At 69.2% G+C, this 24,170-nt stretch carries 24 protein-coding genes; 6 read left to right on the forward strand and 18 right to left on the reverse strand.

Going from position 1 to position 24,170, the window contains the following annotated elements; all coding sequences use genetic code 11:
* Positions 1-58 precede the first annotated feature (58 nt).
* The 12 genes from ACFRMN_RS17890 to ACFRMN_RS17945 all read right to left on the reverse strand — a co-directional run bounded on the left by ACFRMN_RS17890 (position 59) and on the right by ACFRMN_RS17945 (position 12,935).
* The gene (locus ACFRMN_RS17890; RefSeq protein ID WP_383020195.1) at positions 59-1,516 is read right to left on the reverse strand and encodes a hypothetical protein; all 1,458 of its coding nucleotides are present in this window, start codon (positions 1,514-1,516) and stop codon (positions 59-61) included.
* A complete protein-coding gene (locus ACFRMN_RS17895; RefSeq protein ID WP_383020198.1) occupies positions 1,513-2,322 on the reverse strand; it encodes an ABC transporter ATP-binding protein in 810 nt (269 codons plus the stop codon). The genes ACFRMN_RS17890 and ACFRMN_RS17895 overlap by 4 nt, the downstream gene beginning before the upstream one ends.
* Positions 2,323-2,456: 134 nt before the next feature.
* Positions 2,457-3,347 carry a zf-HC2 domain-containing protein gene (locus ACFRMN_RS17900; protein WP_383020201.1) on the reverse strand — a complete coding sequence of 297 codons (891 nt, stop codon included), beginning with the start codon at positions 3,345-3,347 and terminating at the stop codon, positions 2,457-2,459.
* Positions 3,344-3,916 (reverse strand): RNA polymerase sigma factor, encoded by a 573-nt coding sequence (locus ACFRMN_RS17905; RefSeq protein ID WP_383020205.1) that lies wholly within the window; start codon positions 3,914-3,916, stop codon positions 3,344-3,346. Before ACFRMN_RS17905 ends, ACFRMN_RS17900 begins: the two co-directional genes overlap by 4 nt.
* A 153-nt stretch (positions 3,917-4,069) precedes the next feature.
* Positions 4,070-4,882: a phosphodiesterase gene (locus ACFRMN_RS17910; RefSeq protein WP_383020587.1), complete on the reverse strand. Its 813-nt coding sequence runs from the start codon at positions 4,880-4,882 to the stop codon at positions 4,070-4,072.
* Positions 4,883-4,958: 76 nt separating this feature from the next.
* Positions 4,959-5,783, reverse strand: a complete 825-nt coding sequence (locus ACFRMN_RS17915) for a hypothetical protein (protein WP_383020207.1) — start codon at positions 5,781-5,783, stop codon at positions 4,959-4,961.
* Between the two features lie 120 nt (positions 5,784-5,903).
* Positions 5,904-6,638, reverse strand: a complete 735-nt coding sequence (locus tag ACFRMN_RS17920; protein ID WP_383020210.1) for a hypothetical protein — start codon at positions 6,636-6,638, stop codon at positions 5,904-5,906.
* Between the two features lie 662 nt (positions 6,639-7,300).
* Positions 7,301-7,954: a hypothetical protein gene (locus tag ACFRMN_RS17925; protein WP_383020213.1), complete on the reverse strand. Its 654-nt coding sequence runs from the start codon at positions 7,952-7,954 to the stop codon at positions 7,301-7,303.
* A 19-nt stretch (positions 7,955-7,973) separates the two neighbouring features.
* Positions 7,974-10,133, reverse strand: coding sequence for a hypothetical protein (locus ACFRMN_RS17930; protein WP_383020217.1), 2,160 nt, complete (start codon positions 10,131-10,133; stop codon positions 7,974-7,976).
* Between the two features lie 8 nt (positions 10,134-10,141).
* Positions 10,142-10,564 carry a hypothetical protein gene (locus ACFRMN_RS17935; protein WP_383020220.1) on the reverse strand — a complete coding sequence of 141 codons (423 nt, stop codon included), beginning with the start codon at positions 10,562-10,564 and terminating at the stop codon, positions 10,142-10,144.
* 372 nt (positions 10,565-10,936) lie between these two features.
* On the reverse strand, positions 10,937-11,593 hold the full coding sequence (gene msrA, locus ACFRMN_RS17940) for a peptide-methionine (S)-S-oxide reductase MsrA (protein ID WP_383020222.1): 657 nt from the start codon (positions 11,591-11,593) through the stop codon (positions 10,937-10,939).
* 166 nt (positions 11,594-11,759) lie between these two features.
* The gene (locus ACFRMN_RS17945) at positions 11,760-12,935 is read right to left on the reverse strand and encodes a hypothetical protein (protein ID WP_383020225.1); all 1,176 of its coding nucleotides are present in this window, start codon (positions 12,933-12,935) and stop codon (positions 11,760-11,762) included.
* A gap of 124 nt (positions 12,936-13,059) precedes the next feature.
* On the opposite strand from ACFRMN_RS17945, the gene ACFRMN_RS17950 reads away from it, so the two are divergent.
* Positions 13,060-14,220: a cystathionine gamma-synthase gene (locus ACFRMN_RS17950; RefSeq protein ID WP_383020227.1), complete on the forward strand. Its 1,161-nt coding sequence runs from the start codon at positions 13,060-13,062 to the stop codon at positions 14,218-14,220.
* A 93-nt stretch (positions 14,221-14,313) separates the two neighbouring features.
* Here ACFRMN_RS17950 and ACFRMN_RS17955 read toward each other — a convergent pair whose 3' ends face one another.
* From ACFRMN_RS17955 to ACFRMN_RS17965, 3 genes are read right to left on the reverse strand one after another with little or no spacing between them, the layout of a single operon-like run.
* Positions 14,314-14,568, reverse strand: a complete 255-nt coding sequence (locus ACFRMN_RS17955; protein WP_383020230.1) for a hypothetical protein — start codon at positions 14,566-14,568, stop codon at positions 14,314-14,316.
* Entirely contained in the window at positions 14,565-15,077 is a 513-nt protein-coding gene (locus tag ACFRMN_RS17960; RefSeq protein WP_383020233.1) for a sigma factor-like helix-turn-helix DNA-binding protein, read from the reverse strand. The genes ACFRMN_RS17955 and ACFRMN_RS17960 overlap by 4 nt, the downstream gene beginning before the upstream one ends.
* A gap of 32 nt (positions 15,078-15,109) precedes the next feature.
* On the reverse strand, positions 15,110-15,718 hold the full coding sequence (locus tag ACFRMN_RS17965) for a MarR family winged helix-turn-helix transcriptional regulator (RefSeq protein ID WP_383020236.1): 609 nt from the start codon (positions 15,716-15,718) through the stop codon (positions 15,110-15,112).
* A 180-nt stretch (positions 15,719-15,898) separates the two neighbouring features.
* Here ACFRMN_RS17965 and ilvA point away from each other — a divergent pair, with 180 nt between their 5' ends.
* Positions 15,899-17,152, forward strand: a complete 1,254-nt coding sequence (gene ilvA, locus ACFRMN_RS17970) for a threonine ammonia-lyase (RefSeq protein ID WP_383020239.1) — start codon at positions 15,899-15,901, stop codon at positions 17,150-17,152.
* 114 nt (positions 17,153-17,266) lie between these two features.
* Here ilvA and greA read toward each other — a convergent pair whose 3' ends face one another.
* Entirely contained in the window at positions 17,267-17,764 is a 498-nt protein-coding gene (gene greA / locus ACFRMN_RS17975; RefSeq protein ID WP_365747062.1) for a transcription elongation factor GreA, read from the reverse strand.
* Positions 17,765-17,992: 228 nt separating this feature from the next.
* Positions 17,993-18,394 (reverse strand): DUF4307 domain-containing protein, encoded by a 402-nt coding sequence (locus ACFRMN_RS17980; protein ID WP_383020241.1) that lies wholly within the window; start codon positions 18,392-18,394, stop codon positions 17,993-17,995.
* A 98-nt stretch (positions 18,395-18,492) separates the two neighbouring features.
* On the opposite strand from ACFRMN_RS17980, the gene mca reads away from it, so the two are divergent.
* Both mca and ACFRMN_RS17990 read left to right on the forward strand, forming a co-directional pair.
* Positions 18,493-19,374 carry a mycothiol conjugate amidase Mca gene (gene mca, locus ACFRMN_RS17985; protein WP_383020243.1) on the forward strand — a complete coding sequence of 294 codons (882 nt, stop codon included), beginning with the start codon at positions 18,493-18,495 and terminating at the stop codon, positions 19,372-19,374.
* Position 19,375: 1 nt separating this feature from the next.
* The gene (locus ACFRMN_RS17990) at positions 19,376-19,627 is read left to right on the forward strand and encodes a hypothetical protein (RefSeq protein ID WP_383020246.1); all 252 of its coding nucleotides are present in this window, start codon (positions 19,376-19,378) and stop codon (positions 19,625-19,627) included.
* Between the two features lie 132 nt (positions 19,628-19,759).
* Here the strand turns inward: ACFRMN_RS17990 and ACFRMN_RS17995 are convergent, their stop codons facing one another.
* On the reverse strand, positions 19,760-22,996 hold the full coding sequence (locus ACFRMN_RS17995) for a tetratricopeptide repeat protein (protein WP_383020248.1): 3,237 nt from the start codon (positions 22,994-22,996) through the stop codon (positions 19,760-19,762).
* Positions 22,997-23,348: 352 nt separating this feature from the next.
* Here ACFRMN_RS17995 and ACFRMN_RS18000 point away from each other — a divergent pair, with 352 nt between their 5' ends.
* Together ACFRMN_RS18000 and ACFRMN_RS18005 are read left to right on the forward strand one after the other, a co-directional pair.
* Entirely contained in the window at positions 23,349-23,711 is a 363-nt protein-coding gene (locus tag ACFRMN_RS18000; protein WP_383020251.1) for a type II toxin-antitoxin system RelE/ParE family toxin, read from the forward strand.
* Positions 23,708-24,025 carry a helix-turn-helix domain-containing protein gene (locus ACFRMN_RS18005; protein ID WP_383020254.1) on the forward strand — a complete coding sequence of 106 codons (318 nt, stop codon included), beginning with the start codon at positions 23,708-23,710 and terminating at the stop codon, positions 24,023-24,025. The genes ACFRMN_RS18000 and ACFRMN_RS18005 overlap by 4 nt, the downstream gene beginning before the upstream one ends.
* Positions 24,026-24,170 lie beyond the last annotated feature (145 nt).

Consider the following 24,170-nt stretch of genomic DNA (forward strand, 5'->3'; position numbering starts at 1 on the left):
CGGTGAGCGGACGGACGGCGGGTGGGGGCCGCCGCCCTTCGTTCCTGCTGCCGCCGTCTCACCGTGGACCGCCGTCCTTCAGTACGTCCAGCAGGTCACCGTCGCAGGAGAGCGCGGTCGTCCGCAGGGCCGTCATCCGCTCGCGCTGTACGTCCGGGGGCAGGGCGCGCAGCGCGTCCCAGGCGGTCCCTGCCAGTGCGTCGGCATCGGCGTCGGCGTCGGCGAGCAGCTGGGTGGTACCGCGCAAGGGCTTCAGATCACCGGTGAACCAGGCGGCGGCCACGGTCCGCGCGGCCACCTCGCGTACGGCCTTGGTCTCGTCGTACGCCCGCACCTGCTCATCGGTCGCGTCGCTCATGTCCGTGTCGAGACAGGGCGCCGTACCGGCGCCCGCAAGCAGGGCGCGGGTGTACGCGTCCTTCGTCGCGCCGTCGAGGGCCTGGGCATCGAAGTCGACGGGTACGACGTCACCGCGACGGGGCGCCTTCGTCCCCCCGTCCTTCTCCCTGGGCCACGGATCGACGCTCTCGCGCACCGCCGACGGCGCGTCGGGCAGCCGTCCCAGCAGTCGCAGGGCCTCCTCGCCGGGCCCCTTGAGCGCGGCCAGCCGGGGTTCGTGCAGCTTCGTCACACAGACGCGGCCCTCGCACACCAGCGCCGTCGCCGCCTTGTCGAGCGCGTAGTTGCGCGCGGAGTCGGCCGGCAGGAGCGGCACCGCGACGGCCGCGCCCAGCACTACGGGCAGCAGCCCGAGCAGCCGGGCGCGCGGCCTCCCGGCCACGAGCAGGAGGAACCCGGTCGCCGCCAGTCCGAGCAGCCAGACGGTCTGTCCGGCGTGGACGCGCCAGGTGACGGTCAGGAACGTGCTGTAGACCTGGGAGAGCGCGGGGGACAGGAGCACGATCCGGTTCGGCACCATGCCGGGGGTGACCGTCTCGTGCACGGCCAGCACCGCCGTCAGGGTTCCCAGCGCGAGCAGCGGTGGAGTGAGCGCGGACGGTACGGCCCTGGCGACCCCCATGCCCAGCAGGGCGCCCGCGACCAGCGCCAGTGCCCCGACCGCCAGGACCGGCAGCCAGCCGAGGTGGACGTAACCGTCGTTGACGAGCACCCGCACCCCGCCGTAGAGGAACACCAGCACATAGGCGGCGGTCAGCGTGAGCGCGAGCGCGCCCGCGATCGTAGTGGCGCGGTGCCACCCCGGGCGCGGTGTGGTCGAGAGGAGTTCGGACGTACCGGAGCGCCGGTCCCGTATCCCCTGCACCGCTCCGGCGGTCACCGCCAGGGGCCACAGGAGCACCATCGTGAACCGCTGCCACCAAGCGGTGGAGGTCCACTGCTCCGTCCAGTTCTCGGCGCCCTCCCACCACGGTCCGCCGACCAGCTGGAGGAACGCGAACGCGACGAGCAGGAGCAGGAAGCCGGCCAACGGGGCGGCCGAGCGCCGGAGTTCGATGCGCAGGATCCGGCCCTTTCGAGGTGCGCGTACCGGCCGCGCGGGGGTTTCCGGGCTCACCACGTGCCTCTTCCCGGCTCGGAGCGCATGAGCAGCGCCGCGTAACCACGCTCGATGGGGCTGTCGCCGGGGTGCTCGGTGCCGCCCGCGTCTGCGAGCTGTTCCGGGGTGCCCCGGAACACCAGCGCGCCGTCCGCGATGAGGACGACGTCCGTACAGGCCGCCGCGACATCCTCGACCAGATGCGTGGAGACGACCACACAGCTGTCCGTGCCGAGTTGATGCAGCAGCTCGCGGAAGCGCAGCCGCTGCGCCGGGTCGAGCCCGGCCGTGGGCTCGTCGAGCAGCAGGATCCGCGGGTCGTTGACGATCGCCTGCGCGATCCCCGCGCGTCGCACCATGCCGCCCGAGAGGGTCTTCATCCGGTCGTCGGCGCGGTCCGCGAGGCCCACGCGCTCGACGGCACGCTGGACCGCGCCGGGGATCTCCTCGCGGGGCATCTCCTTCAGCCACGCCATGTACTCGACGAACTCGCGGACGGTGAAGCGCCGGTAGTACCCGAACTCCTGCGGCAGATAACCGATACGGCGGCGCAGCTCGCGCCGTCCGGCCTGCGCCTCGGCGGGGGTGCCCAGCAGTTCGAGGGTGCCGTCGGCGGGCCGCAGCACGGTGGCGAGAGCGCGGATGAGGGTGGTCTTGCCGGCGCCGTTGGGCCCGAGCAGACCGTGGACTCCGGTACCGAGGTCCAGATCGAGACCGTTGACGGCCATCTTGCGGCCGCCGGCCCGTACCCGCAGTCCTTCGGCCCGGATCTCCCAGGCGTAGGTCCTTGGCGCCACTTCGGCGGCGGTCACACCGCGCGTCATGTCGTCACCACTTCGGTCATGAGAAAGGCCCTTTCGGGTGGGTGGAGAGGTGAAAGAGGGAGGTGAAGGAGAGAGGTGGAAGAGAGGGATGAAAGAGAGAGGTGAAAGAGAAAGCGTGTGTGTGGCCGGCGGTCTCAGCGGTGGACGCCGAGGAGGGAGTACGCGCCTCTGCGGGCGATCACGACGACCACCCCGAGCGCGAAGACAGCGCCCCATACGGGCAGGGCGTCGGCCTGGAGGGCGACGGGCGTACGGCTCATGGCCGCCGTCGGCGCCACGATCACCGCCGCCCAGACCGCCACCAGCCCGATCGCGGCCCGTCTCACCCCGATCAGTCCGCCGAGCGCCAGCGCGCCGGTGGTGAATGCCAGACAGGGCAGGAGCCACGGCGCGACACCGGCGCCGGTCACCCAACCGGCCACCAGCAGCGCGGAGATCACCACGACGAGTACGGATGTCGTGCGCCGGAGCACCAGTTGGAGTCCGGCGCGCGGGGTGCCCGCGATGAGTTCGTACGCCGGATCGAGGCCGCGCGACCATGAGGCGGCGACACCGAACACGGGTAGTACGGGGGCGAGCAGCAGCACGAAGGAGACGCCCTGGCCGCTCAGACTGTCGAGGAGCACGGCGATCAGCGTGACGAGGACGGTCATGCACAGCCACGGCACCATCACCGGTGAGGCCCAGGACACGAGCGGCAGGGCCCACCGGCGGCGCCGCGGCATCGGCGCGATCGCCGGGAGCTGTGGCGTCAGCTCGGCCCAGACGCCGTCGACGAGAGCGGTCACGGCCGGGGTGGCGCGGCGGGTGGCCGCGGCGAGGCGCGCGCGGCACCTCGCGCAGGACTCCAGATGGGCTTCGAGCGCCCACACCTCGTCGTGCGCGATGCCGCTTCCGCTTCCGGTGCCCCTCTGTCCGGCTTCCCTGTCCGTATCTTCCGACTCTTCCGTATCCTCCGTGTCGCCTCGCGCGTACCGGCCGATGAGCCGGTCCGACGGGTGTTCCACCTGGTCCTCCACGCTCATGACAGCGCCTCCCGCATCGCTCTCCGTGCCCGCCGGGCGCGGGTCTTGACGGTTCCTTCCGGCACCCCGAGCAGTACGGAGGTCTCCCGTACGGACATCCCGTCGAGCACCATGGCCCGCAGTACGTCGCGCAGTTCGGGCGCGAGCCGTCGCAGCGCGTCACCGACCTCCCCGTCGACCGCCGCCGCCAGCGCCTCGTCCTCGGCGGCGGGCGCGACGGCCGGCCTGGTGGCGTCGGCGGTCACGGCCGCGGGCAGCCGGGCCTGGTGCGCGCGCCGACGGAAGGCGTCGACGAGCCGGCGCGCGGCGATCGTCCACAGCCATCCGACGGCGGTGCCGCCGACCGCGGCCCCCGCGAACGCGCTCGCGGCGCGCCATACCGCCAGATATGTCTCCTGCATGACCTCGGCGACGATCTGCTCATCGGCGCACCGCCGACGCAACCGCACCGCCAGCCATGGCGCCGTACGCCGGTAAAGCTCCTCGAACGCGGCGCGGTCGCCCTTGGCGACGAGCCTGACGAGTCGCTCCTCGTCAAGCTCCGCTGGTGTCTTCCCGCTGGATCCCACACCGGCTAGACGTACGGGTCCGGCGTGAGGTTTTCCATCCGGTGTGCCCTGCGTCACATTCCGGCGGGGGGTGGTCGCAGGTCCTCACGAGGGGTGATCGCCGGTCCTCATGAGGCGTGACCGCCGGTCCTCATGAGGGGTGACCGCCGGCCGTCAGTACCCGCCGATCAGCGCGGCGGCATGGCTGACGGGGACCGTATGGGTGACCCAGCCCGTCGCCGTCTCCAGATGGAGCAGGAACGCGGTCGGCTCGGGCAGATACCCGATCATGCGGTCGGCGCGCATGCACAACTCGCTCTGCCGGTACGTACTCGGCGCGACCGCCACCGTCGTCCCGGCGAACGCCGAGGAGACCACCCGGTGCACATGACCGGCCGCCACCCGCACCACGCGCGGATGCCGTGCCACCACCTCGCCGAGCGCGGCACCGTCGAGCAGCCGCATCCCGTCGAGGAACGGGATGCCGACATCGACCGGAGGATGGTGGAGACAGACGAACGCGGGTACGTCCTCGGGCCGCCGCGCCAGTACGCCGTCCAGCCAGGCGAGCTGCTGCTCGCCGAGCCGGCCGGCCGGGGATCCGGCGATGTGGGAGTCGAGGGCGACGACGGTGAGACGGGGGTGCTCCACGACGTAGTACGCGCGACCGCCGGTCTCGCTGCCGCCACCGTCGCCGCTGCCGCTGCCGCTGCCGAGTCCGACGGAGGCCACCATCACCTCGGGGTTGTCGTGATTACCCGTCACCAGATGCAGCGGCAGGGGGAATCCGTCGATGACCTCGCGCAGGACGGCGTACTCCTCCGGCAGCCCCCGCTCGACCAGATCCCCGGTGACGACGACACAGTCCGGCCGAGGGTCCAGCGCCAGCACCCTGCTGAGCGCCTGCCGCAACCCGGCGGCCGGTTCCGCGCCGAGCACTCCGGTGGTGACGTGCGGATCACTGAGATGAGCGACGGAGAGGACCATGCCCTGAGCCCTTCCCCAGGCCGGCACGTGCGATGCCCCCTCGGGGACTCAGATACGGGGTCTCAGTTGCGGGGACTCAGACGCGGGGACGGACCCGGTGTATGCGGTCCAGGTCACCCGCGAGCAGATCGTCGTGGGTGATGGCGAAGTCCCCGTTGGGGAGGGAACAGCCGCCGAAATAGGACCCCATGACGGTGTCCGGCAGATACTGCCGCAGCTGGTGGCGCATCCCGGGCGGATAGTCGACGGCTTCCCCCCACCCCTCCGGCGCCTCATCGGTGCCGAGCAGCACCCAATGGTCCACGGGCACATCGGCGTTGAGGTCGGGCGGCTCGCCGGTATGGCAGTCCAGCGCGGGCAGGGTCAGCCGGTCGGGGGCCGTCGGCCGGTACCACATCAGCAGCGGCTTCGCCCGCTCCGCCTCGGCGTTGTCGAAGCAGCACACGGCGAGGGAGTGGCCGGGGTAGTGGGCGGCGTAGAACTCAAGCAGGAGCGGATTCAGGCGCGGCCGTCTGCGTAACGGCACCTGTATCAGGGCGGATTCGAGGAGCGTCGGGTCGCTGGCGAGGAGCACGGTATAGATGTCGTGGTCGAACACCTCGACCCGTTGCCCGGAGTCCCACCCCATCCACGCGGTCCCACCCCGCTCAGCGGCGGGAACCGGCCGTACGGCGTCAACCATCCGACTGAGGACATCCGGACTGCGCCCCGCCGAGATGAAGTTTTCCCGGGACATCCGCCGCGAGGGGAGATGCAGCAGCATGGCGTTGGGCCCGACGGCGAGATTGGCCGCGGTGTTCTGATACCCGAGGACATGAATCAGCCCGTGCGCCGCGTGATGCAGCCGCCCGGCGTACAGGGTGGTGCCTGAGAACTCCGCCTGGTCCATCGAGACGCACATGGGCTCAAGTTATCGGCAGCGGTGAGCCGAAGTGAAGTGGGCATGACCGCTGCCGGGGACACCTCGTGCGCTGCGCCGGTCTCGGCGTGCGGAGTGGTCCGGCGCGCACCGGCTGAGTTCTCAACTGCCGGCTTGTGCTGCTTTCTCGGGGGTGGTGTAAGCCTTGACGATCGGGTCCGCTTTCAGCGGATTGTTCTCGCAGCCGAGGGCTTCGGTGGCCTTCCGGGTCATCAGGTAGAGGAAGAGGATCTGCTGGTCCCTCGCTTGCTGATTCACCTCGGGTCCTTCGTATGCGGTGTTCGAGACATCTGCTCCGAGCAGCGTCTGCTTTGACAGGCCGTTCAATTCGCCCGGCAGGGAGCACGGCACGCGAAGCTTGCCGAGAGTTTCATCGGACTCTCCAGTTATGCCATTGAAATTATAGTAGCTGCCGGAGGTGCGGCCCCACTTGCTTGGGTTGCTGCGGGAGGTCCAATAGAATTCAACGCGCAGGGTATTGCCTCCGCTGGTCCTAGGGACTTTCGGGGAGAATCGGCATACGTCAGTCGTATACTCCGTTCCGCCGGGCTTCCACTGTCGCAGCTCATCCGTCAATTTCTCCGACAGCCCGGAGTCGTCCCTGTATCCGGTCTTGTATTCATCTGTGCCGAGTAGTTGACTCACGAGCTTGGCTTCGGTCGAAGCTGGGGCGTGTTCGCATGAATTACTGGCTGCTGGAGCGGGGCTTTCTGTGGTGCAGGAGGCTGCTGCCAGTACAATTGCGGCGACTGCGGCAGATGCCTTCAGGGGGTTGAGGGCTTTAGGGGTGTGATCGGTGGCCCCGGGCTGCGTTTCGCCCGGTATCGTGGCCTTCACTTGCATGATCCTTCGCTGTGTCCCAAGCGCCAGTTTCCAGAATGCCATTCTTTTCGCCCCACTTGTCGAACAGCTTATTGGTGCCGTCCATGCCCTCGGAAAGGTTCCTACTGGAATCCTTTTTTCCCTGATCCTCGGCTGTATTGACAACATCCTTGGTCCAGTCGTTTGCAACGGAGTCGATCAGTGCACCTCCAGCGGTACCCACGAACCGGATCTCGCCAATGAGGCCGTTAGCCCCGATGGACGAATATGTGGAGGTGTCTTCGGCCCACTCCACTCGATCGTCCATTCACCTCGACCCGTTGCCCGGAGTCCCACCCCATCCACGTGGTCCCACCCCACTCAGTGGCGGGAACCGGCCGTACGGCGTCAATCATCCGGCTGAGGACATCCGGACTGCGCCCCGCCGTGATGAAGTTTTCCCGGGACATCCGCCGCGAGGGGAGATGCAGCAGCATGGCGTTGGGCCCGACGGTGAGATTGGCCGCGGTGTTTTGATAGCCGAGGACATGAATCAGCCCGTGCGCCGCGTGATGCAGTCGCCCGGCGTACAGGGTGGTGCCTGAGAACTCCGCCTGGTCCATCGAGACGCACATGGGCTCAAGTGCGCTGCGCCGGTCTTGGCGTACGGAGTGGCCCGGCGCGCACCAGCTGAGTTCTTAACTGCCGGCTTGTGCTGCTTCCTCGGGGGTGGTGTAAGCCTTGACGATCGGGTCCGCTTTCAGCGGATTGTTCTCGCAGCCGAGGGCTTCGGTGGCCTTCCGGGTCATCAGGTAGAGGAAGAGGATCTGCTGGTCCCTCGCTTGCTGATTCACCTCGGGTCCTGCGTATGCGGTGTTCGAGACCCTTGCGCCGAGCAGCGTCTGCTTTGACGGACCGTCCAGTTCGCCTTTCAGGGAGCACTGTACGCGGAGCTTGGCGAGAGTTTCATTGGACTCTCCAGTTATGCCATTGAAATTATAGTAGCTGCGGGAGGTGCGGCCCCACTTGCTTGGGTTGCTGCGGGAGGTCCAATAGAATTCAACGCGCAGGGTATTGCCTCCGCTGGTCCTACGAATTTTCGGGGAGTATGAGCAAACCTGAGTCGTGTACTCTGTGCCGCCGGGTTTCCACTGCCGCAACTCATCCATCATTTTCTCCGACACGTCGGAGTCTGTGTTGCGAATGGTGGTTTTGTATTCGCTCGTTTTGAGCAGTTGCTGTACGAGCTTTTTTTCGGCGGGGTCGCTGCATGAATGGCTGACCGGAGGATCGGGGGCTTCCGTGGTGCAGGAGGTTGCTGCCAGTGCGAATGCGGCGATGGCGGCAGACACGTTCAGGGAGTTGCGGATTCTAGGGGAATTGCAGGTGCGCCCGGGCTGCGCCTCGACCGGCATCGTAACCGTCGCCTGCGTTGTCTTTTGCTGAGACGAAAGCACCGTGGTTCTCCGGGAATTTTTCCTTTTCTCGCCACCCGTCGAATAGTGCATTTGTTCCGTCCACGCCCTTGGAGAAGTTCCCACTGGAATCCTTTTTTCCCTGATCCTCGGCTGTATTGACAACATCCTTGGTCCAGTCGTATGCAACGGAGTCGATCAGTGCACCTCCAGCGGTACCCACGAAGGGGATCTCGCCAATGAGGCCGTTTGCCCCGATGGACGAATATGTGGAGGTGTCTTCGGCCCACTCCACTCGATCGTCCATTTTATCCTTGTACACATCGGCGCCAATTCCATTGAAGGCGCCCATCGCCACGCCAATTTCTCGTCCACGGTGATCCCAGTCAGCGCTCGATCCGTGGTTCTTATCGCCATGGAAGGCGGGCGCTTCAGCGAGCTGTTGTGCCGAGTAAGCTCGCTCTGTTTCGTACAGCAGAGAATAGGAAGGGGCATCATCCGCGATGCCTCGCATGATGCGTATGAGGCTCCCCTGTCCCACGGCGAGGTGTGACTTGTCTCCCGATCCGTTGATGCCGTCATTGCCGGAGCTGCCGCCGTAGGCGGATTCCTGCCCGCCGAGGATGATATGGGTGTCGGCGACGTAGTCGGTGAGAGCCCTGGCCATCGGCTGGCGCAGATTCTCCAGATCCTTGGGGAATTCGTCTCCGCCCATCTCGTCGTCCAGGAGCCTGATGGCGTTGTGCATGACCCGCGCCTGGCCCTCGGAGTGCGGACCGGGTTCGCCGGGAGGTCCGCCCGGTTCGTGGCCGGTGGACGCTGCCTCTATGGCGGCTCCCAGGCCCGCGGCCTGGTAAGGATTTCCCATGTCGATGGGGGCGGTGCCGGGGGCCGATATGGCGCTGTCCGGCCACTCGCGCTTCGTCAGCAAGTACTCCAGATGGTCGTTCTTATTTCCTTGCGCCTCAGGATCAAGGAAATAGGTTGACGCATCGGGTTGCTTGCTCATGATGTTCAGCAGGCCATCGAGTGGATCGGCGACAAGATTCGGCCGGGACGGGTCATAGAAGTTCACCGACGCGTTCGGCTGCGACTTCTCGGCCTTTATCATGTCGTCGCCGACTTCGTTGAGGAATTCCTTCCCGTATCCCTCGCCGTTCGACATCAACGTGACCAGTACTCGATACCCGGACGTCGGCGAGGCGCCGCCGTCGAGATCGTCGTCGCCCGCGGCCTTCAGCCCGTTCATGAAAGGCCTGTAGGCGTAGCTGCCGGGATCCTTGGTGCCGGAAGCGACAGTATCGGCAAGACCCGCGTTGATCGAGTTGAAGAGCTTCTTGTCGCTTGCCGAGATGTCTCTTTCATTTGCTGCCAGGTTCATCCTGTCCGCAAGCAGCAGAGTATCTTTTGCGCCCAGGCTGTTCAGATATGCCTCGCTGAAGTGCTTTTCGTCGGAATTCTGGCGCAGCAGATCGTTGTAGCGCTCCAGTTCCTTCGCCGAGGCATTGCCTGAGTTGATCTTGTCTGTGAGTGCGAGGGCTTCGATTGCCTCGACGTCGTTGACGGGCTTGGAATTGAAGCCGAAGGGTGAGGTCCCGTCGGCGCCGGAAGCGTTCAGCAGGGCAGCTTTGACATCGAGATCATAATCGGCGATGGACTTTACCGCGTCCATGATTTTCTTGGTGTAGGAGTTCTCGATATCGCGAAGGTCCGGATCATGGCGCACGCTGTTCGCGGTAGCCGCGTCGACCTTGCTGAAGTCGTAGCTCGCGATTCCTTGGTCGGATACCTTCATGCCGGCGCCGGTTGCTTCCGTGACGGCGGATTTCACTCTTCCCTTGAGTTCAGTGAACTGGCCGTGAGCGTCGCGCAGCAGCGATTCCATCGCGCGCGCTTCCTTCTGTGCCGAGTCGAACTCATTGCGCGTCATGCGGAATTTCGCAGAAGCGGACAGTGCGCTCTCGCCGGTCCATGAATTTCCGGAAGCGACGCCCTGCACTTCCTTCTCGTACACGTCCTCAAGTTTTTTGAATTTATCCGCCATTGCCTTCCACCCATCTGCCGCGTCGATGAGGGTGGAGAGGTTGATCTGCATGATCTCGTAATAGCTTGGCATCGCTCTCCTCAGAGATCCGCGATCTTGGACTGCGGTGAACCGAAACTCTGCTCTATTGAAATATCGTTGCCGATGAGCGTCGCCGATGCGTTCCGCAGTCCCGTCTTCTCAGAGCTCAGCCGGCCCATCAATCGCTTGACCTGACTGTCCCAGTGTTCGTGAGCCTTCTTCAAGCCGGCTCCGGTGTCCCAGCCCTTGAATTCGCCGACCGCGGTCTTGATGGGCTCATCGGCCGCGTTCGCCGCCGACTTGGTTCCCGGCTCAAGGTGATTTTCGATCGTGTTGGCCGCGGCCTTCTTCTTCGCGGGACTCGTGGCCAGGTCCGGCGTGGAGGCTCCTCCCTCGGCGGGGAGTTGATTGAGGCGCATTTGCGTCGAATGTCGCTCGGTTGCGGCGCTCTTGAGCTGAGCCCATTCTTGCTCGAACGACATTGCTCCCCCTTGTCGGCCGTTTGGTTGCTGCCGGGACGGCTCCGCCGGTGGCACTCGCCGACTGCGAGGTGACCGGAACCTCCACACGTGGCAGCGGGGCTGCGCCCCCCCGGCTGGTCTGTGCCGGGAGGATCTTTTGAGCCCGCTGATCATTTTAGTCAGCTTGCGAGTTGGGGCACCGTGAGGTTGCGGACTTTGTGGCCGGATCGCGATCCCGGTGGCGCGCGCGTACCCCCGGCGCGCGCGTACCCCCGGGCTCGGCCACCGGCCTTCGCGATGCCGGTCGGGCAGTTCAACCGACAGCGCAGCCCGGCCCTGTTGCCCGGTCCGGTGGGCCGGGCGACAGGACCGGGCTGAGGGCCGGGCGGGTCGTCAGGCGGAGGCCACGCCGATCGGGCAGGAGACGCCCGTGCCGCCGAGGCCGCAGTAGCCCGCCGGGTTCTTGTCCAGGTACTGCTGGTGTTCGGCCTCCGCCGGGTAGAAGGTGCGGCCTTCCGCCGGGAGGATTTCCGTGGTGATCGTGCCGTAGCCGTTGCCCGTCAGGACCTTCTGGTAGGCCGCGCGGGAGGATTCCGCCGCTTCGGCCTGGGCCGGGGTGTGTGTATAGACCGCCGAGCGGTACTGCGTGCCGACGTCATTGCCCTGGCGGAAGCCCTGGGTCGGGTTGTGGGACTCCCAGAAGAGCTTCAGCAGGTCGGCGTACGAGACGACCTTGGGGTCGTAGACGACGCGGACCGCTTCGGTGTGGCCCGTCAGGCCGGAGCAGACCTCTTCGTAGGTGGGGTTCGGCGTGGAGCCGCCCTGGTAGCCGACCAGGGTGGTCCAGACGCCTTCCTTCTGCCAGAACGTGCGCTCCGCGCCCCAGAAACAGCCCAGGCCGAAGTCGGCGATCTCCACGCCCTCCGGGTACGGGCCCAGCAGCGGATTGCCGAGGACCGTGTGGCGGGAGGGGACCGCGAACGTAGGCTCCGGGCGGCCGCGGAGGGCCTGCTCGGGGGTGGGGAGCTCGGGTGTGCGGCGCAGGAACATGGCTCTCCTCAAGTGTGGGGTCCTGTTCAGAGGAACGTACGAGGGGGCCCGGACATTCCGTGACGGTGGCCGTGGCCGTGACGGTGGCCGTTGCCGTGACGGTGGCCGTTGCCGTGAAGGTGGCCGTGGCCGTGAAGGTGACGGTGACCGGCCCGGAGCCCGTGGCTCAGTGCGGCAGCGTCGCCGGGCTGCCGCCGTTCGCCTCGTATCCCGCCACCGCCAGCGCCCGGTACACCGTGTACTCCGCCGCCGGGTCGCCGTCGTGCGTCCAGGGCAGCGCCCCGACATGGCCGTCCACCCGGACCAGCTGGTTCATCGCCTCCGCCCAGCGCTCGGACCGTACGAGGAAGAGGATCAGCAGATGCCGTACGTGCGGGAGCATCGGGTCGTCCTGCCGGGCCGCGTGGACCGCGAAGAGCGCTCCCTCCACAGCCTTCGTGACCACCGCGCTCCGATAGAAGCCCTGCACCAGATTGACCTCGGGAAGGTGCTCGTACACCGCGAACAGCGGCAGCGCCGCCAGCAGCGAGCCCCGCGGCGCGCGCGCCGCGGCCGTGGTCGAGAACCGGTCGGCCTCCTCCCGGGAGCCGTGCCACTTCTCGCACCAGTAGTGCAGCGCCGCCAGATGCGCCCCCATGTGCGTGGGAGCGCGGTCGATCACCTTCGCCCACAGCTGGTCGAACTGCTCGGGTGGGTAGCCGAGTCCACGGGCCACGGCCAGTTCGATGATGTACGGCACGGGGTCACCCGGCGCCAGCAGGGCCGCCTCGCCGCACACCGTACGGGCCTCCTCCAGGATGATCCGGAACTCATCGGTCCCGGCGGCCGAGGACCGCCACGCCTGCTGCACCAGGAACTCCGCGTGCACCGCCGCCCCGCCCGCGTCCTTCGGCGACTCCGCACGCCAGGCCCGCAGCCACGCTCCGCCCGCCGGGCGCTGTCCTTCTTGTACCGGTGCCTGTACCGGCGCCTGTGCCTGTGGCCCCGCCTTCGCGGGCGCACCCGCCGACGCCGCCTGGAGCTCCAGCGAGGCCGCCCCGGCGAACGCCTGCACGCGCTGCCAGCGCACCTCGCCCTCCTTGGGGGTGCCCGCGAGCAGCTGCGCGGCTGCGCGCCAGTCCTGGGTGCGCTGTACGACGTCGAGTACGTCGAGGAGGTCCTGGTCGGGACCCGGCAGCCGGACGTCCAGCGCCTCCTGCCGTACGAAGCCGTACGCGGCCGGGTCGGCGGCATCGGGCGATCCCGGGGCGACCTGGCGGATACCGCCCCTGCCGCGCCGCAGGAACGGAACGATGACCGCGGCCAGCAGACCCATCGCGATCAGGAACCAGAGAATCTCCATGGCCCCATTGTCCCGGATGCCGCGGCGACCGAACCCGCCCGCCCCCGGCGTGCCCCCGGTCGCCCCCGCGCCGCGTTCCGCGCCGTGCCCGTGGCGTGGCCGTCCGGCGCTACGCTCGGGACCCATGAGCCACCAGCACACCAGCGAGCAGCACCACTTCGAGACCCGCGCCATCCACGCGGGCAACACCGCGGACCCCCTCACCGGCGCCGTCGTCCCGCCGATCTACCAGGTGTCCACCTATAAGCAGGACGGCGTCGGCGGCCTGCGCGGCGGCTACGAGTACAGCCGCAGCGCCAACCCGACCCGTACCGCGCTGGAGGAGAACCTCGCGGCCCTGGAAGGCGGCCGGCGCGGGCTGGCCTTCGCGTCCGGGCTCGCCGCCGAGGACTGCCTGCTGCGTACGCTGCTGGCGCCCGGCGACCACGTGGTGATCCCCAACGACGCCTACGGCGGCACGTTCCGGCTCTTCGCGAAGGTCGTCTCCCGCTGGGGCGTGGACTTCTCGGTCGTGGACACCTCGGACCCGGCGGCGGTACAGGCCGCGCTCACCCCGCGTACGAAGGCGATCTGGGTCGAGACGCCCTCGAACCCGCTCCTCAACATCACCGACATCGCCCAACTCGCCGGAATCGCGCGCTCGGCCGGGGTGAGGCTCGTCGTCGACAACACCTTCGCCAGCCCCTACCTCCAGCAGCCGCTGGCGCTGGGCGCCGACGTCGTCGTCCACTCGACGACGAAGTACATGGGCGGGCACTCCGACGTCGTCGGCGGCGCTCTGATCGTCGATGACGCGGAGCTGGCCGACGAACTGGCCTTCCACCAGAACGCGATGGGAGCCGTCGCCGGCCCCTTCGACGCCTGGCTGGTGCTGCGCGGCATCAAGACCCTCGCCGTACGGATGGACCGGCACAGCGAGAACGCCGCGCGCATCACCGAGATGCTCACCACGCACCCCCGCGTCTCCAAGGTCCTCTACCCGGGGCTGCCCGAGCACCCGGGGCACGAGATCGCCGCCAAGCAGATGAAGGCGTTCGGCGGGATGATCTCCTTCCAGGTCAAGGACGGCGAGGCGGCGGCGGTCGCGGTCTGCGACCGCGCGAAGCTGTTCACGCTCGGCGAGTCTCTTGGCGGCGTCGAGTCCCTGATCGAGCACCCCGGCCGGATGACGCACGCCTCGGCGGCGGGCTCGGCGCTGGAGGTGCCCTCCGACCTGGTCAGGCTCTCCGTGGGGATCGAGTCCGGCGACGATCTGCTGGCCGATCTCCAGCAGGCGCTGGGCTGAGCGCTCACTTCACCGTTCGGCGGTCAAGCCGACCGCCGAAGCGTCCGAAACGCTCACCGCTCAAGCTCACCGCTCACCGCCGCTGGGGGTGCTTCACCAGTCCTCCAGCGGCGGTGTCGTCTCCGCCGGCGGCACCGACCACGGATGCGCCGCCGACGCCCAGACGCCGAACACGACCAGCGCCACGATCAGCAGCGTCCAGAGCACCCGCCGCGCGGCCCGGCGCCTGCGCAGCAGCCGGGCGCCGCGTTCGGTGGCGCGGCGGACGAGTTCGGCGGGTACGTCGGGACGTACCGGCTCCAGCATCATCCGCAGCACCTCGGCCCGCTTCCGGTCGGCGCCCCTCATGGGCCCGCCTCCCGGAGCCCGGACGGGCCCGACCTCGTACGGCGCCGCCGCGCCGGCTCCCGCATCGCCGCGACCGCCCGTGCGCAGACCACGCGGACCCGCTCCACGGGGAGACCGATCAGCGCTGCGGTCTGCTCCTCGGCCAGCCCCTCGTACAGGCGCAGCACCAGTACGACACGTTCCTGCGGGCCGAGCCCCCCGAGCACGCCGCCCGCCCGACGGCCGCGCCGGGCCGGATCGCGCCAGGCGGCCTCGCGGGCGAAGCGCAGCACCAGCTCCCGGCGGGCACGGTCGTACGGATCCTCGCCGTCGTCACCGCTGAGCCGGTCCCACTCCGCGTACGTACGGGACAGCGCGGCGATCAGCAGGCGCTGGGCCCGCGGGGCGGCGTCGGACGGCTCGCCGGTGAGCAGTACGGCCCCATGCAGCAGCCGGCCGGCCGCGCCCGCCGCGAACGTCTCGAACTCCCGGGCGCGGCGGCGATCCAGGGCAGCCCGCCGCTCTCGCACGACCTCATATGAGGCCAGTCAGGCGCCCAGGGTCAAGAGGGCGTCACCGCGGCCGGCTCATCCGTACAGCCCTCAGCACCCGTACCTTCCGCACCGGCGCCGCCACCCGTACCGCCCTCGCCGGAGGGCAGTCCCGCCGCCCGCGCGGACAGCGCGCCGTTGAACCGGGTGAGCAGGGTCGTGAAGGAGTTCCGCTCCTCCTCCGTCCAGCCGCCCGTGACCTGCGCCATCAGCTCGCGCCGCGACGAGCGGACCTCTTCGAGTCGGGCCAGTCCGCGCGCCGACAGTTCGAGCACGACCGCGCGGCCGTCCTCCGGATGCGAGGTCCGCTTGACCAGCCCGGTGTCGACCAGCGGCGCGACCTGCCGGGTGACGGTCGAGGAGTCGATGCCCATCCCGGCGGCCAGCGCCTTGACGCCCATCGGGCCCTCCCGGTCGAGCCGGTTGAGCAGCAGATACGCGGCACGGTCCATCGAGTTGCGGACCTGGCCCACACCGCCGAGCCGGGTCTGTTCGGCCCGCCGGGCGAAGACGGCCACCTGGTGCTGGAGGGCATCGAGGAGGCCGGCGTCGTCCGAGGGTTCGGAGGCCGTCTCCCTGGAGACCGACGCAGCGGAAGTCATGTCCTGAATGGGGGGCATGGCTGGGGCTCTCTTGTGCGGGGGTCGGTTGGTGGGGGACAGAGTACGCGGCGACGGCTCGGACCGTACCTTCCCTGCGTAAACCCGACGCCGTACCTGTATCCGGTCCGGAGCCCGGTCCAAAGACCGCCCAGTGGACGCCGACGACCCCCCGGCCCGTGAGCTGCGAGACTGGCAGTCATGAGCTTCGGTACGTCCCGCCCGGTGCCTCGCCCCGCGCATCACCCCTCGCACCCCCTGATCCTCGACGACATCCGAGGGGCCCAGAAGATGCTGTCCGGCGTGGCGCGGACGACCGCGATGGAGGGGAGCAGGTACCTCACGCAGCTCGTCGGCGCACCGGTCCTCCTCAAGTGCGAGAACCTTCAGCGGACCGGCTCCTTCAAGCTGCGCGGCGCGTACGTACGGATCGCCGGCCTCTCCCCGGAGGAACGCGCGGCGGGCGTCGTCGCGGCCAGCGCGGGCAACCACGCCCAGGGCGTCGCGCTCGCCTCCACCCTCCTCGGCGTCCGGTCGACGGTGTTCATGCCGGTCGGAGCGCCCCTGCCGAAGGTCGCGGCGACCCGCGACTACGGAGCGGAGGTACGGCTGCACGGACAGGTCGTGGACGAGACACTGGCCGCGGCCCAGGAGTACGCCAGAACCACCGGAGCGGTCTTCATCCACCCCTTCGACCACCCGGACATCATCGCCGGACAGGGCACGGTCGGCCTGGAGATCCTGGAGCAGTGCCCCGAGGTACGGACGATCATCGTCGGGATCGGCGGCGGCGGGCTGGCCGCGGGCATCGCCCTGGCGGTGAAATCACTGCGCCCCGACGTCCGGGTGATCGGCGTCCAGGCGGCGGGCGCCGCCTCGTATCCGCCCTCGCTCGCCGCCGGCCGCCCGATGGTGGTCGACTCACCGCACACCATGGCGGACGGCATCAAGGTGGGCCGCCCCGGTGACATCCCGTTCCAGCTGATCCAGGAACTGGTCGACGAGGTGCGTACGGTCTCCGAGGACGAGCTGTCCAGCGCCCTGCTGCTCTGCCTTGAGCGGGCGAAGCTGGTGGTGGAACCGGCCGGGGCGAGCCCGGTGGCCGCGCTCCTCAGCGACCCCGGCGCCTTCCACGGCCCGGTGGTCGCGGTGCTCTCGGGCGGCAACGTCGACCCCGTACTGATGCAGCGGATCCTGCGCCACGGCATGGCGGCGGCCGGCCGCTATCTGAGCCTGCGGCTGCGGGTGACGGACCGGCCGGGCGCGCTGGCGACGATGCTCGGGGTGCTGTCCGTGGCCGACGCCAATGTGCTCGATGTGAGCCATGTACGGACCGATCCGCGGCTCGGGCTGACGGAGGCGGACGTGGAAGTGCATCTGGAGACCAAGGGACCCGCGCACTGCACGGAGGTGGCGGCGGCGCTGCGGGAGGCGGGCTACACGATCCTGGGCTGACGGATCCGCTTGCCGGACCGCGTGGTCCGGCAAGCGGCGGCCTCGTGGCGCTCAGCCGTGGGTGGGCTCAGCCGTGGTCGGCTCAGCCGCGGTCGGGCTCAGCCCTCGTTGGGCTCAGCCCTGGTAGGGCTTGGCGTTGAGGATCTTCACGGAGGCGGTCCTGCCGTTGGGCAGTTCGTACTCCGCGTTCTCGCCGACCTTCTTGCCGTTCACACCGCTGCCCAGCGGGGACTGCGGCGAGTAGGTCTCGATGTCCGAGCTGGCGTACTCACGCGAGGCCAGCAGGAAGTCCAGGGTGTCGTCCGGATCTCCGTCGAAGGCGATCGTCACGACCATGCCGGGCTCGACGATCCCGTCGTCCGCCGGGGCCTCGCCGACCTTCGCGTTCTGCAGGAGCTGGGTCAGCTGGCGCACTCGGAGCTCCTGCTTGCCCTGCTCCTCCTTGGCCGCGTGGTACCCGCCGTTCTCCCGCAGATCGCCCTCCTCACGGGCCGCCGCGATCTTCGTAGAGATCTCCGTGCGCGCGGGACCAGACAGGTACTCCAGCTCGGCCTTCAGCTGGTTGTACGCCTCCTGGGTGAGCCAGGTGACGTTCTCACTGGTCTGGGTCACAGGTGCTCCTCGTAGGTACCGGGAATACAAAGCAACGCCCTACCCAGAAGGATGTTGCCTTCTCGGGTGGGCGAAACCACGAGCCTAACAATTTCGTGGCGCAAGGGGGAGGACGAATGCCATCAGAATTACATCAGCGCAGGTCAGCGCCTGGCATTGGGGGCCATGGCGGCGGGTCCCCGCGCTTGTGCCGCCGGGACCCGCCGGGACCCGCGTGCGAACGACGGCCTAGTCCGACGTACAGCCCAGCAGCTCGGTACTGGTCGCGCTGCCCGTCGTACGCACCGTGACGACCCGGTCGATCCGCGTCTCGCCCGCGTCGAAGCGCACGTCCAGCCGGCCGACCTCCGCGCCGCTCTCCGCGAGGGAGCGCAACGTACAGCTGCCGGTGGCGTCCCGGTCCTTGCGGACCTCCAGATGTGCCTCGACCTCGGTGGTGGAAACCCGCTTGAACTTGATGAGCTCGCCGGACACACTCCGGTCGACCACGTAGTGATAGCCGAACCAGCCGATCAGACCGATCAGCGCGACGCCGAGCACGGCGCCGACGATCTTCAGTCCGCGGTCCGCGCGCTGGTCCGCCGAGCGGCCGTAGCGGTCCCGGAGAGGCTCCTCGCGCACCACGGCCATGATCGTTCCCTTCGGAGTCGGGCAACCCGGAATTTCCGCCCCCCGATATCCGTCACTATAGAAGCCGTCCCAAGCGACACATCACTGAGGATCGAGTCTTGACTGAGCAGCTGCGACTGATGGCCGTTCACGCCCACCCCGACGACGAGTCGAGCAAGGGCGCGGCCACCATGGCCAAGTACGTGTCCGAGGGGGTGGACGTGCTGGTCGTGACCTGCACGGGAGGCGAGCGCGGCTCCATCCTCAACCCCAAGCTCCAGGGTGACGCCTATATCGAGGAGCACATCCACGAAGTACGCAAGAAGGAGATGGACGAGGCGCGCGAGATCCTTGGCGTCAAGCAGGAGTGGCTGGGGTACGTCGACTCCGGTCTGCCCGAGGGCGATCCGCTGCCGCCGCTGCCCGAGGGCTGCTTCGCGCTGGAGGACGTGGACGAGGCGGCGGGCCGTCTCGTACGCCTGATCCGGTCGTTCCGGCCGCAGGTCATCACCACGTACGACGAGAACGGCGGGTATCCGCACCCGGACCACATCATGACCCACAAGATCTCGATGGTGGCGTTCGAGGCCGCGGCGGACAAGGAGAAGTACCCGGAGGACGACTTCGGTCCCGTCTGGCAGCCGGAGAAGCTCTACTACAACCAGGGCTTCAACCGGCCGCGTACGGTCGCGCTGCACGAGGCGCTGCTCGCCCGGGGACTTGAGTCGCCGTACGGCGAGTGGCTGGAGCGCTGGAAGGAGTTCGAGCGCGAGGAGCGGACGCTGACCACGCATGTTCCGTGTGCCGACTTCTTCGAGATCCGGGACAAGGCGCTGATCGCGCACGCCACCCAGATCGACCCCGACGGCGGCTGGTTCCGTATCCCGATGGACATCCAGCGGGAGGTCTGGCCGACGGAGGAGTACGAGCTCGCGAAGTCGCTCGTCGATACCTCCCTCCCCGAGAGCGACCTGTTCGCGGGCATCCGCGACAATGGCTGATATGTATGCGACTCAGGCAATGGCGTTCGCGGCTCCTCTCGCCAAGGAGCTCGACGAGAACAAGGTGACGCCCGGTGTACTCGGGTTCATCGTGTTCGCGTTGATGGCGGGAGGCGTGTGGCTGCTGATGAAGTCGATGAACCGCCACATGGACATGGTCAACTTCGAGGAGCCTCCGGCGCAGGCGCCCGCCGCGTCCGCGGCGCAGTCCGCGAAGAGCGAGCCGACGTCCGCCGCCTCGCAGGGCGAGTAGCGCGGCCACCACGGTCCGCGTGGCGCCCCGCCCCATGACACCCACCGGTGTCATGGGGCCGGGTGTGATGCCCGGGGCGTGATGATCACGGGGCGTGATGATCACGGGGCGTGATGATCACGGTTGCGACGGCTATGGGGCCGCCGTCACCGGTACGCCCATCACCTCGCGCGCGTGACGGTTCGGCACCATCCCCAGTTGCCACGCCTGCCAGCCGTCCTCCAGCCGTACGCCCCGGCCCAGCATGACCCCGAGCGTCGCCACGGATTCCGCGAGCTTGCCGTCGCGGAACGCGTGGCCGGCGGTGGACAGGTCCGCGAGCTCCTGTTCGGCGACGACCGAGCCCACCTCGATACCGCCCGCCGAGGCGTACGGCAGCAGCGTGCAGCGCAGGAAGCGGGACCAGTCGGCGCCGCGGTGGTCGTCGTACGAGGCGAAGAGCGCCGCCGCCTCGTCGCAGAGCTGGAGCGCCTGACCGGGGCGGTTGTTGCCGGCGTCGATGATGGCCAGCTCCAGACAGGTCCAGGCCTCGCCGTGGGCGACGCCGATGCGGCGGAAGTCCGCGCGGGCGTCGGTCAGCAGCTGGCGGGCGAAGCCGGAGTTGCGGAGGTTGCCGGTCTGGGCGGCGCGCTGGTCGCGGGTGACCCGGCCGGAGTGGTGCCGGGCGCAGGCCAGCCCGTACACGTCGCGCATCCGGGAGAACATCGTGCGCGCCCGCTCCAGTTCCCGTACCGCCTGGTCGCGGTCGCCGGTCTCCTCCAGCGCCTGGCCCAGGTAGTAGAGCGTCCACGCCTCGCCGCGCGCGTCCTCGTTGTCGCGGTGGCGGGCGAGGGCTTCGCGCAGGTCGCCGACCGCCGGGGCCGGGTCGCCGTCCATCAGACGGGTACGGGCGAGCTGGGTCATCGCCCAGGCCTCGCCGCGGCCGTCGCGGGTCCTGCCGTACAGATCGAGCGCGGCGCGCAGCTCAGCCTCCGCCCGCGCCACCTCGCCCAGCCGCAGATACAACTGGCCCAGCTGGAAGTGTGTCCACGCCTCGCCGTGCAGGGACTCGTTCTCGCGGTGCAGTACGAGCGCGCGGGAGAGCAGCGTGCGCGCCTCGGCCAGCGAGCCGCGGTCGCGCTCGACGGCCGCCAGGGCGTGCAGCGTCCAGCCCCGGTCCCCGGCCAGCGGCTCCGAGGACTGGAGCGCGAGCGCTTCGCGCAGCTTCGCCGACGCCTCGGTCAGATTGCCCTGGTGGTGCAGGGTGATGCCCAGTGAGCACAGCGCGCGGGCGGCGCCCGCGTCGTGGTCCGCCTCGCGGTAGAGACCGACGACGGTGGTCAGGGTGGTGCGCGCCTTGTCGAGCTCGCCGAGCTGGCGGGCCGCGATGCCCGTACGCCACTGGACCGAGCGGAGCAGCAGCCCCTGGCCCACCGCCTGGGTCAGCTCGTTGATCTCGCCCAGCCGGTAGAGGTCACCACGCAGCAGGCAGTAGTCGCAGAGCGCGCCCAGCAGGTTCAGTACGGCCTGCTGGTCGACCCCCTCGGCGTGCCGCAGCGCGGCCGTGATGAAGCTGGACTCGTCGTCCAGCCAGCGCAGCGCGGACTCCAGCGAGGAGAAGCCGTGCCCGCCCGCCGCGGTCTTGAAGAGGTCGGCGCGGGTGGAGGTCTTGCCGTCGACCAGCCGGATCACGGAGTCGGCCAGCTCGCCGTAGTTCCGGATCAGCCGCTCCTGGGCGGCCGTACGGTCCTCGGCGCCCTCCTCGTCCCGCAGCCGTGAGTGCGCGAAGATCCTGACGACATCGTGCAGCCGGTAGCGGCTGGCCCGCACATGGTCGATCAGACCGGCCCGGGACAGCTCGGCCAGCAGCCGGCCCGCCTCCTGCTCGTCCGTCGCCAGCAGCGCCGCCGCCGCTGCCGCGCCCAGAGAGGCGCGGCCGGCCAGCGCGAGGCGGCGCAGCAGCCGGCGGGCCTGGTCGCTCTGGTCGGTGTAGCGCACCCACAGGGCCCGTTCGGCCGGTTCGACCGGGCCGTACGCGTCGAGGTCGGTGGCCAGCTGATGGGCCGTGCGCTCCCCGAGCGAGGACCCGGCGATCCGCAGGGCGAGCGGCAGACCGCCGCACAACTCGCCCACCCGGTCGGTGGATTGAGCGTCGTACGGTCCCTCCGCCGACGCGGCGGACGGTTCGGCCACGGCCCGCAGCAGCTCTTCCGCGCCCGCCGTGTCCAGCGGCTCGACGGGCAGCTGGTGCACCCAGGCCGGTACGTCGTCCGGCAGATCGAGCCGTTCGCGCGCCGTCACCAGCACCAGGCTGTCGGACCGTTCGGGCACGAGCGTCCGTACCTGTTCGGGATCGGAGGCGTCGTCCAGGACGACCGTCACCGGAAGGCCCGTCAGATGCTGGTGGTACAGCTCGCTCAGCCGCCGTACCTGCTGCTCCGGGGAGGACCCCTCACGGAACAGCAGCTGTTCGCGCGGCGCGCCGAGCCGGTTGAGCAGATGCAGCAGCGCGTCGCGGGTCGACAGGGGCGCCTCGAAGGAGCCGCCGCCGCGCAGGTCGACCACGCACGCGCCCCTGAACTGGTCCTTGAGCTGGTACGCGGCCCGTACGGCCAGTTCCGTACGGCCGGAGCCGGGGGCGCCGTACAGCACCACGACCGTCGGCTTAGTCTCCGTCGACACGCGGGCCGCGTGCACCCACTGCGCGATCTGTGCCATCGCCGCGCGCCGGCCGGCGAACGGCCCGTCCGGCTGGGGCAGATGGCCGAAGGACTGCTCAAGCACACTGCGCCGGCGGGCGGCGGCGCTGCGGTCGCCGCCGCGCAACTGCGGGACGACGGTGGCCTTCTTGGTGGTGCGCCGGGTCGCGGAGGTCAGGACCCGCTGCTGGTCGAGGAACGGGCGGATGCCCCGTACCTCCAGCGCCGTCAGCCACTGGAGCCGCAACTGTTCGGTGCCGCCGGGCTGGCCCGCCGCCCCGGCCCTGCGGTGCGCGGCCGGCCAGTGCGAGGCGGTCACCTTGGCGACGGTGGTCGCCGCTCCGGCGACCGCGACGACGGCCCCGGCGCCGAGCGCGATGCCCGTGGCGGTGCCCAGCGCGACATCCGCGCCGACGGCGGCGACCGCGGCGACGGACGTGACCAGTACGGGCGTTCCGAGGGACTGCCGGCTGAAGCGCTCCGAGAGCGCCGGCCGCTCGGCCCGCTCCGCGTCCAGCGCGCGCACATACGCGGCGTACTCCTCGTCCGCACCCGCCGCGATGGCGTCCAGGGCGCCGCGCCCGCGCGCCAGCAGGGTGTTCCCTTCGGTCCGCCCGCCGGAGCGCCGTACCTCTTCCTCCACGGCACGTACCAACAGCCCTTCGGCTTCGGCCCGGTGGCTTTCCCGCATCTGCGTCCCCCTCCGAGAGCATGGGTGAGAAACGACATTGTCCTGCGCGCGCGGCGCGAGCGCGAGGGGAGTCCGCGGCCGCGTGTGTCTTCCGCCGCTCGCCGCCCTCGCCCGCCGCTCCCCGCCCCGCTTCCCGGCGGCGGGCCCGGATCCGGGCGGCGGGCCCGGACACGCGACCGCCGCCGGGAGGGGCATCGGCCCCGCTGGGGCAGGATGGGGCGCATGGCGAACCGACTGGCCCATGCTGAGCGCCGAGTGCGTCAGCTGCCGCTGGTGCCTGTGAATTGGTGGAGTCAGTGGTTCCGGCCAGGGTGAGCCAACCGGAAAGTATAGCGTTCGCTATACTCGGTGTATGGACGGCGAGTGGGAGATCTTCCTGGTCGACGAGGTACGCGACTGGATCGAAAGCCTCGATGGCCTGGCACATGCCCGAGTGGTGCAGGCGCTGGATGCCTTGGCGGAGGGGGGTCCGGGGCTTGGGCGCCCGCTGGTCGACACCATTCATGGCTCGTCGATGGCGAACCTGAAGGAATTGCGTCCCGGCACGGTGCGTATCTTGTTCGCCTTCGATCCGTGGCGCTGCAGCATCCTGCTGGTGGCAGGGGACAAAGCAGGGCGATGGAACGAGTGGTACCAGGAAGCGATTCCGCTGGCCGAAGAGCGCTATGAGATCTATGTGAAGGAACGAGCCCAGCAGGAAGGAGGACGATCGTGAACGGCTACACACGCTGGCAGGACATCCGTGCTGAGCATGTTGCCCGTGCCGGAGGTGAGGAGGCTGTGCGAGCGGGAAAGGAGGAGCTTCTCGCGGAGATGACGGGCCGCCGTCTGGCGGAGCTGCGGCGGGCCCGAGGGCTGACCCAGCAGGAAGTAGCCGACCGCATGGGCATCACCAAGGGGCGTGTGTCGCAGATCGAGCGGGGAAACATTTCCGGCCAGGACGTCCTCGCCCGATTCGCTGTCGCCTTGGGCGGGCGCCTGCATCAGGCTATTTATTTCGACGACGGGGATATCGCGGCGATCGCCTGAGCCGTGCGCGATGGCGGAGCCGGGCCCCACGTCTGTGCCATCTCCGCCCGCGACCTCGCGGCACTCGGCCGCCCCCACCGTCCCGCGCGACGACCTCGTCGGCGGCGGGGCACCCTGGGTGATCGGACGGGCAGCGCCGCCGCGC

The organism is Streptomyces sp. NPDC056835, from assembly GCF_042789485.1.
Lineage (GTDB): Bacteria > Actinomycetota > Actinomycetes > Streptomycetales > Streptomycetaceae > Streptomyces.

Coding starts and splice junctions, on each gene's coding strand:
- ACFRMN_RS17895 (WP_383020198.1), bottom strand. CDS start 2,322: ATGACGCGCGGTGTGACCGCCGCCGAAGTGGCGCCAAGGACCTACGCC.
- ACFRMN_RS17900 (WP_383020201.1), bottom strand. CDS start 3,347: ATGAGCGTGGAGGACCAGGTGGAACACCCGTCGGACCGGCTCATCGGC.
- ACFRMN_RS17910 (WP_383020587.1), bottom strand. CDS start 4,882: ATGGTCCTCTCCGTCGCTCATCTCAGTGATCCGCACGTCACCACCGGA.
- ACFRMN_RS17915 (WP_383020207.1), bottom strand. CDS start 5,783: ATGTGCGTCTCGATGGACCAGGCGGAGTTCTCAGGCACCACCCTGTAC.
- ACFRMN_RS17930 (WP_383020217.1), bottom strand. CDS start 10,133: ATGCCAAGCTATTACGAGATCATGCAGATCAACCTCTCCACCCTCATC.
- ACFRMN_RS17935 (WP_383020220.1), bottom strand. CDS start 10,564: ATGTCGTTCGAGCAAGAATGGGCTCAGCTCAAGAGCGCCGCAACCGAG.
- msrA (WP_383020222.1), bottom strand. CDS start 11,593: ATGTTCCTGCGCCGCACACCCGAGCTCCCCACCCCCGAGCAGGCCCTC.
- ACFRMN_RS17945 (WP_383020225.1), bottom strand. CDS start 12,935: ATGGAGATTCTCTGGTTCCTGATCGCGATGGGTCTGCTGGCCGCGGTC.
- ACFRMN_RS17950 (WP_383020227.1), top strand. CDS start 13,060: ATGAGCCACCAGCACACCAGCGAGCAGCACCACTTCGAGACCCGCGCC.
- ACFRMN_RS17955 (WP_383020230.1), bottom strand. CDS start 14,568: ATGAGGGGCGCCGACCGGAAGCGGGCCGAGGTGCTGCGGATGATGCTG.
- ACFRMN_RS17965 (WP_383020236.1), bottom strand. CDS start 15,718: ATGCCCCCCATTCAGGACATGACTTCCGCTGCGTCGGTCTCCAGGGAG.
- ilvA (WP_383020239.1), top strand. CDS start 15,899: ATGAGCTTCGGTACGTCCCGCCCGGTGCCTCGCCCCGCGCATCACCCC.
- ACFRMN_RS17980 (WP_383020241.1), bottom strand. CDS start 18,394: ATGGCCGTGGTGCGCGAGGAGCCTCTCCGGGACCGCTACGGCCGCTCG.
- ACFRMN_RS17990 (WP_383020246.1), top strand. CDS start 19,376: ATGTATGCGACTCAGGCAATGGCGTTCGCGGCTCCTCTCGCCAAGGAG.
- ACFRMN_RS17995 (WP_383020248.1), bottom strand. CDS start 22,996: ATGCGGGAAAGCCACCGGGCCGAAGCCGAAGGGCTGTTGGTACGTGCC.
- ACFRMN_RS18000 (WP_383020251.1), top strand. CDS start 23,349: ATGGACGGCGAGTGGGAGATCTTCCTGGTCGACGAGGTACGCGACTGG.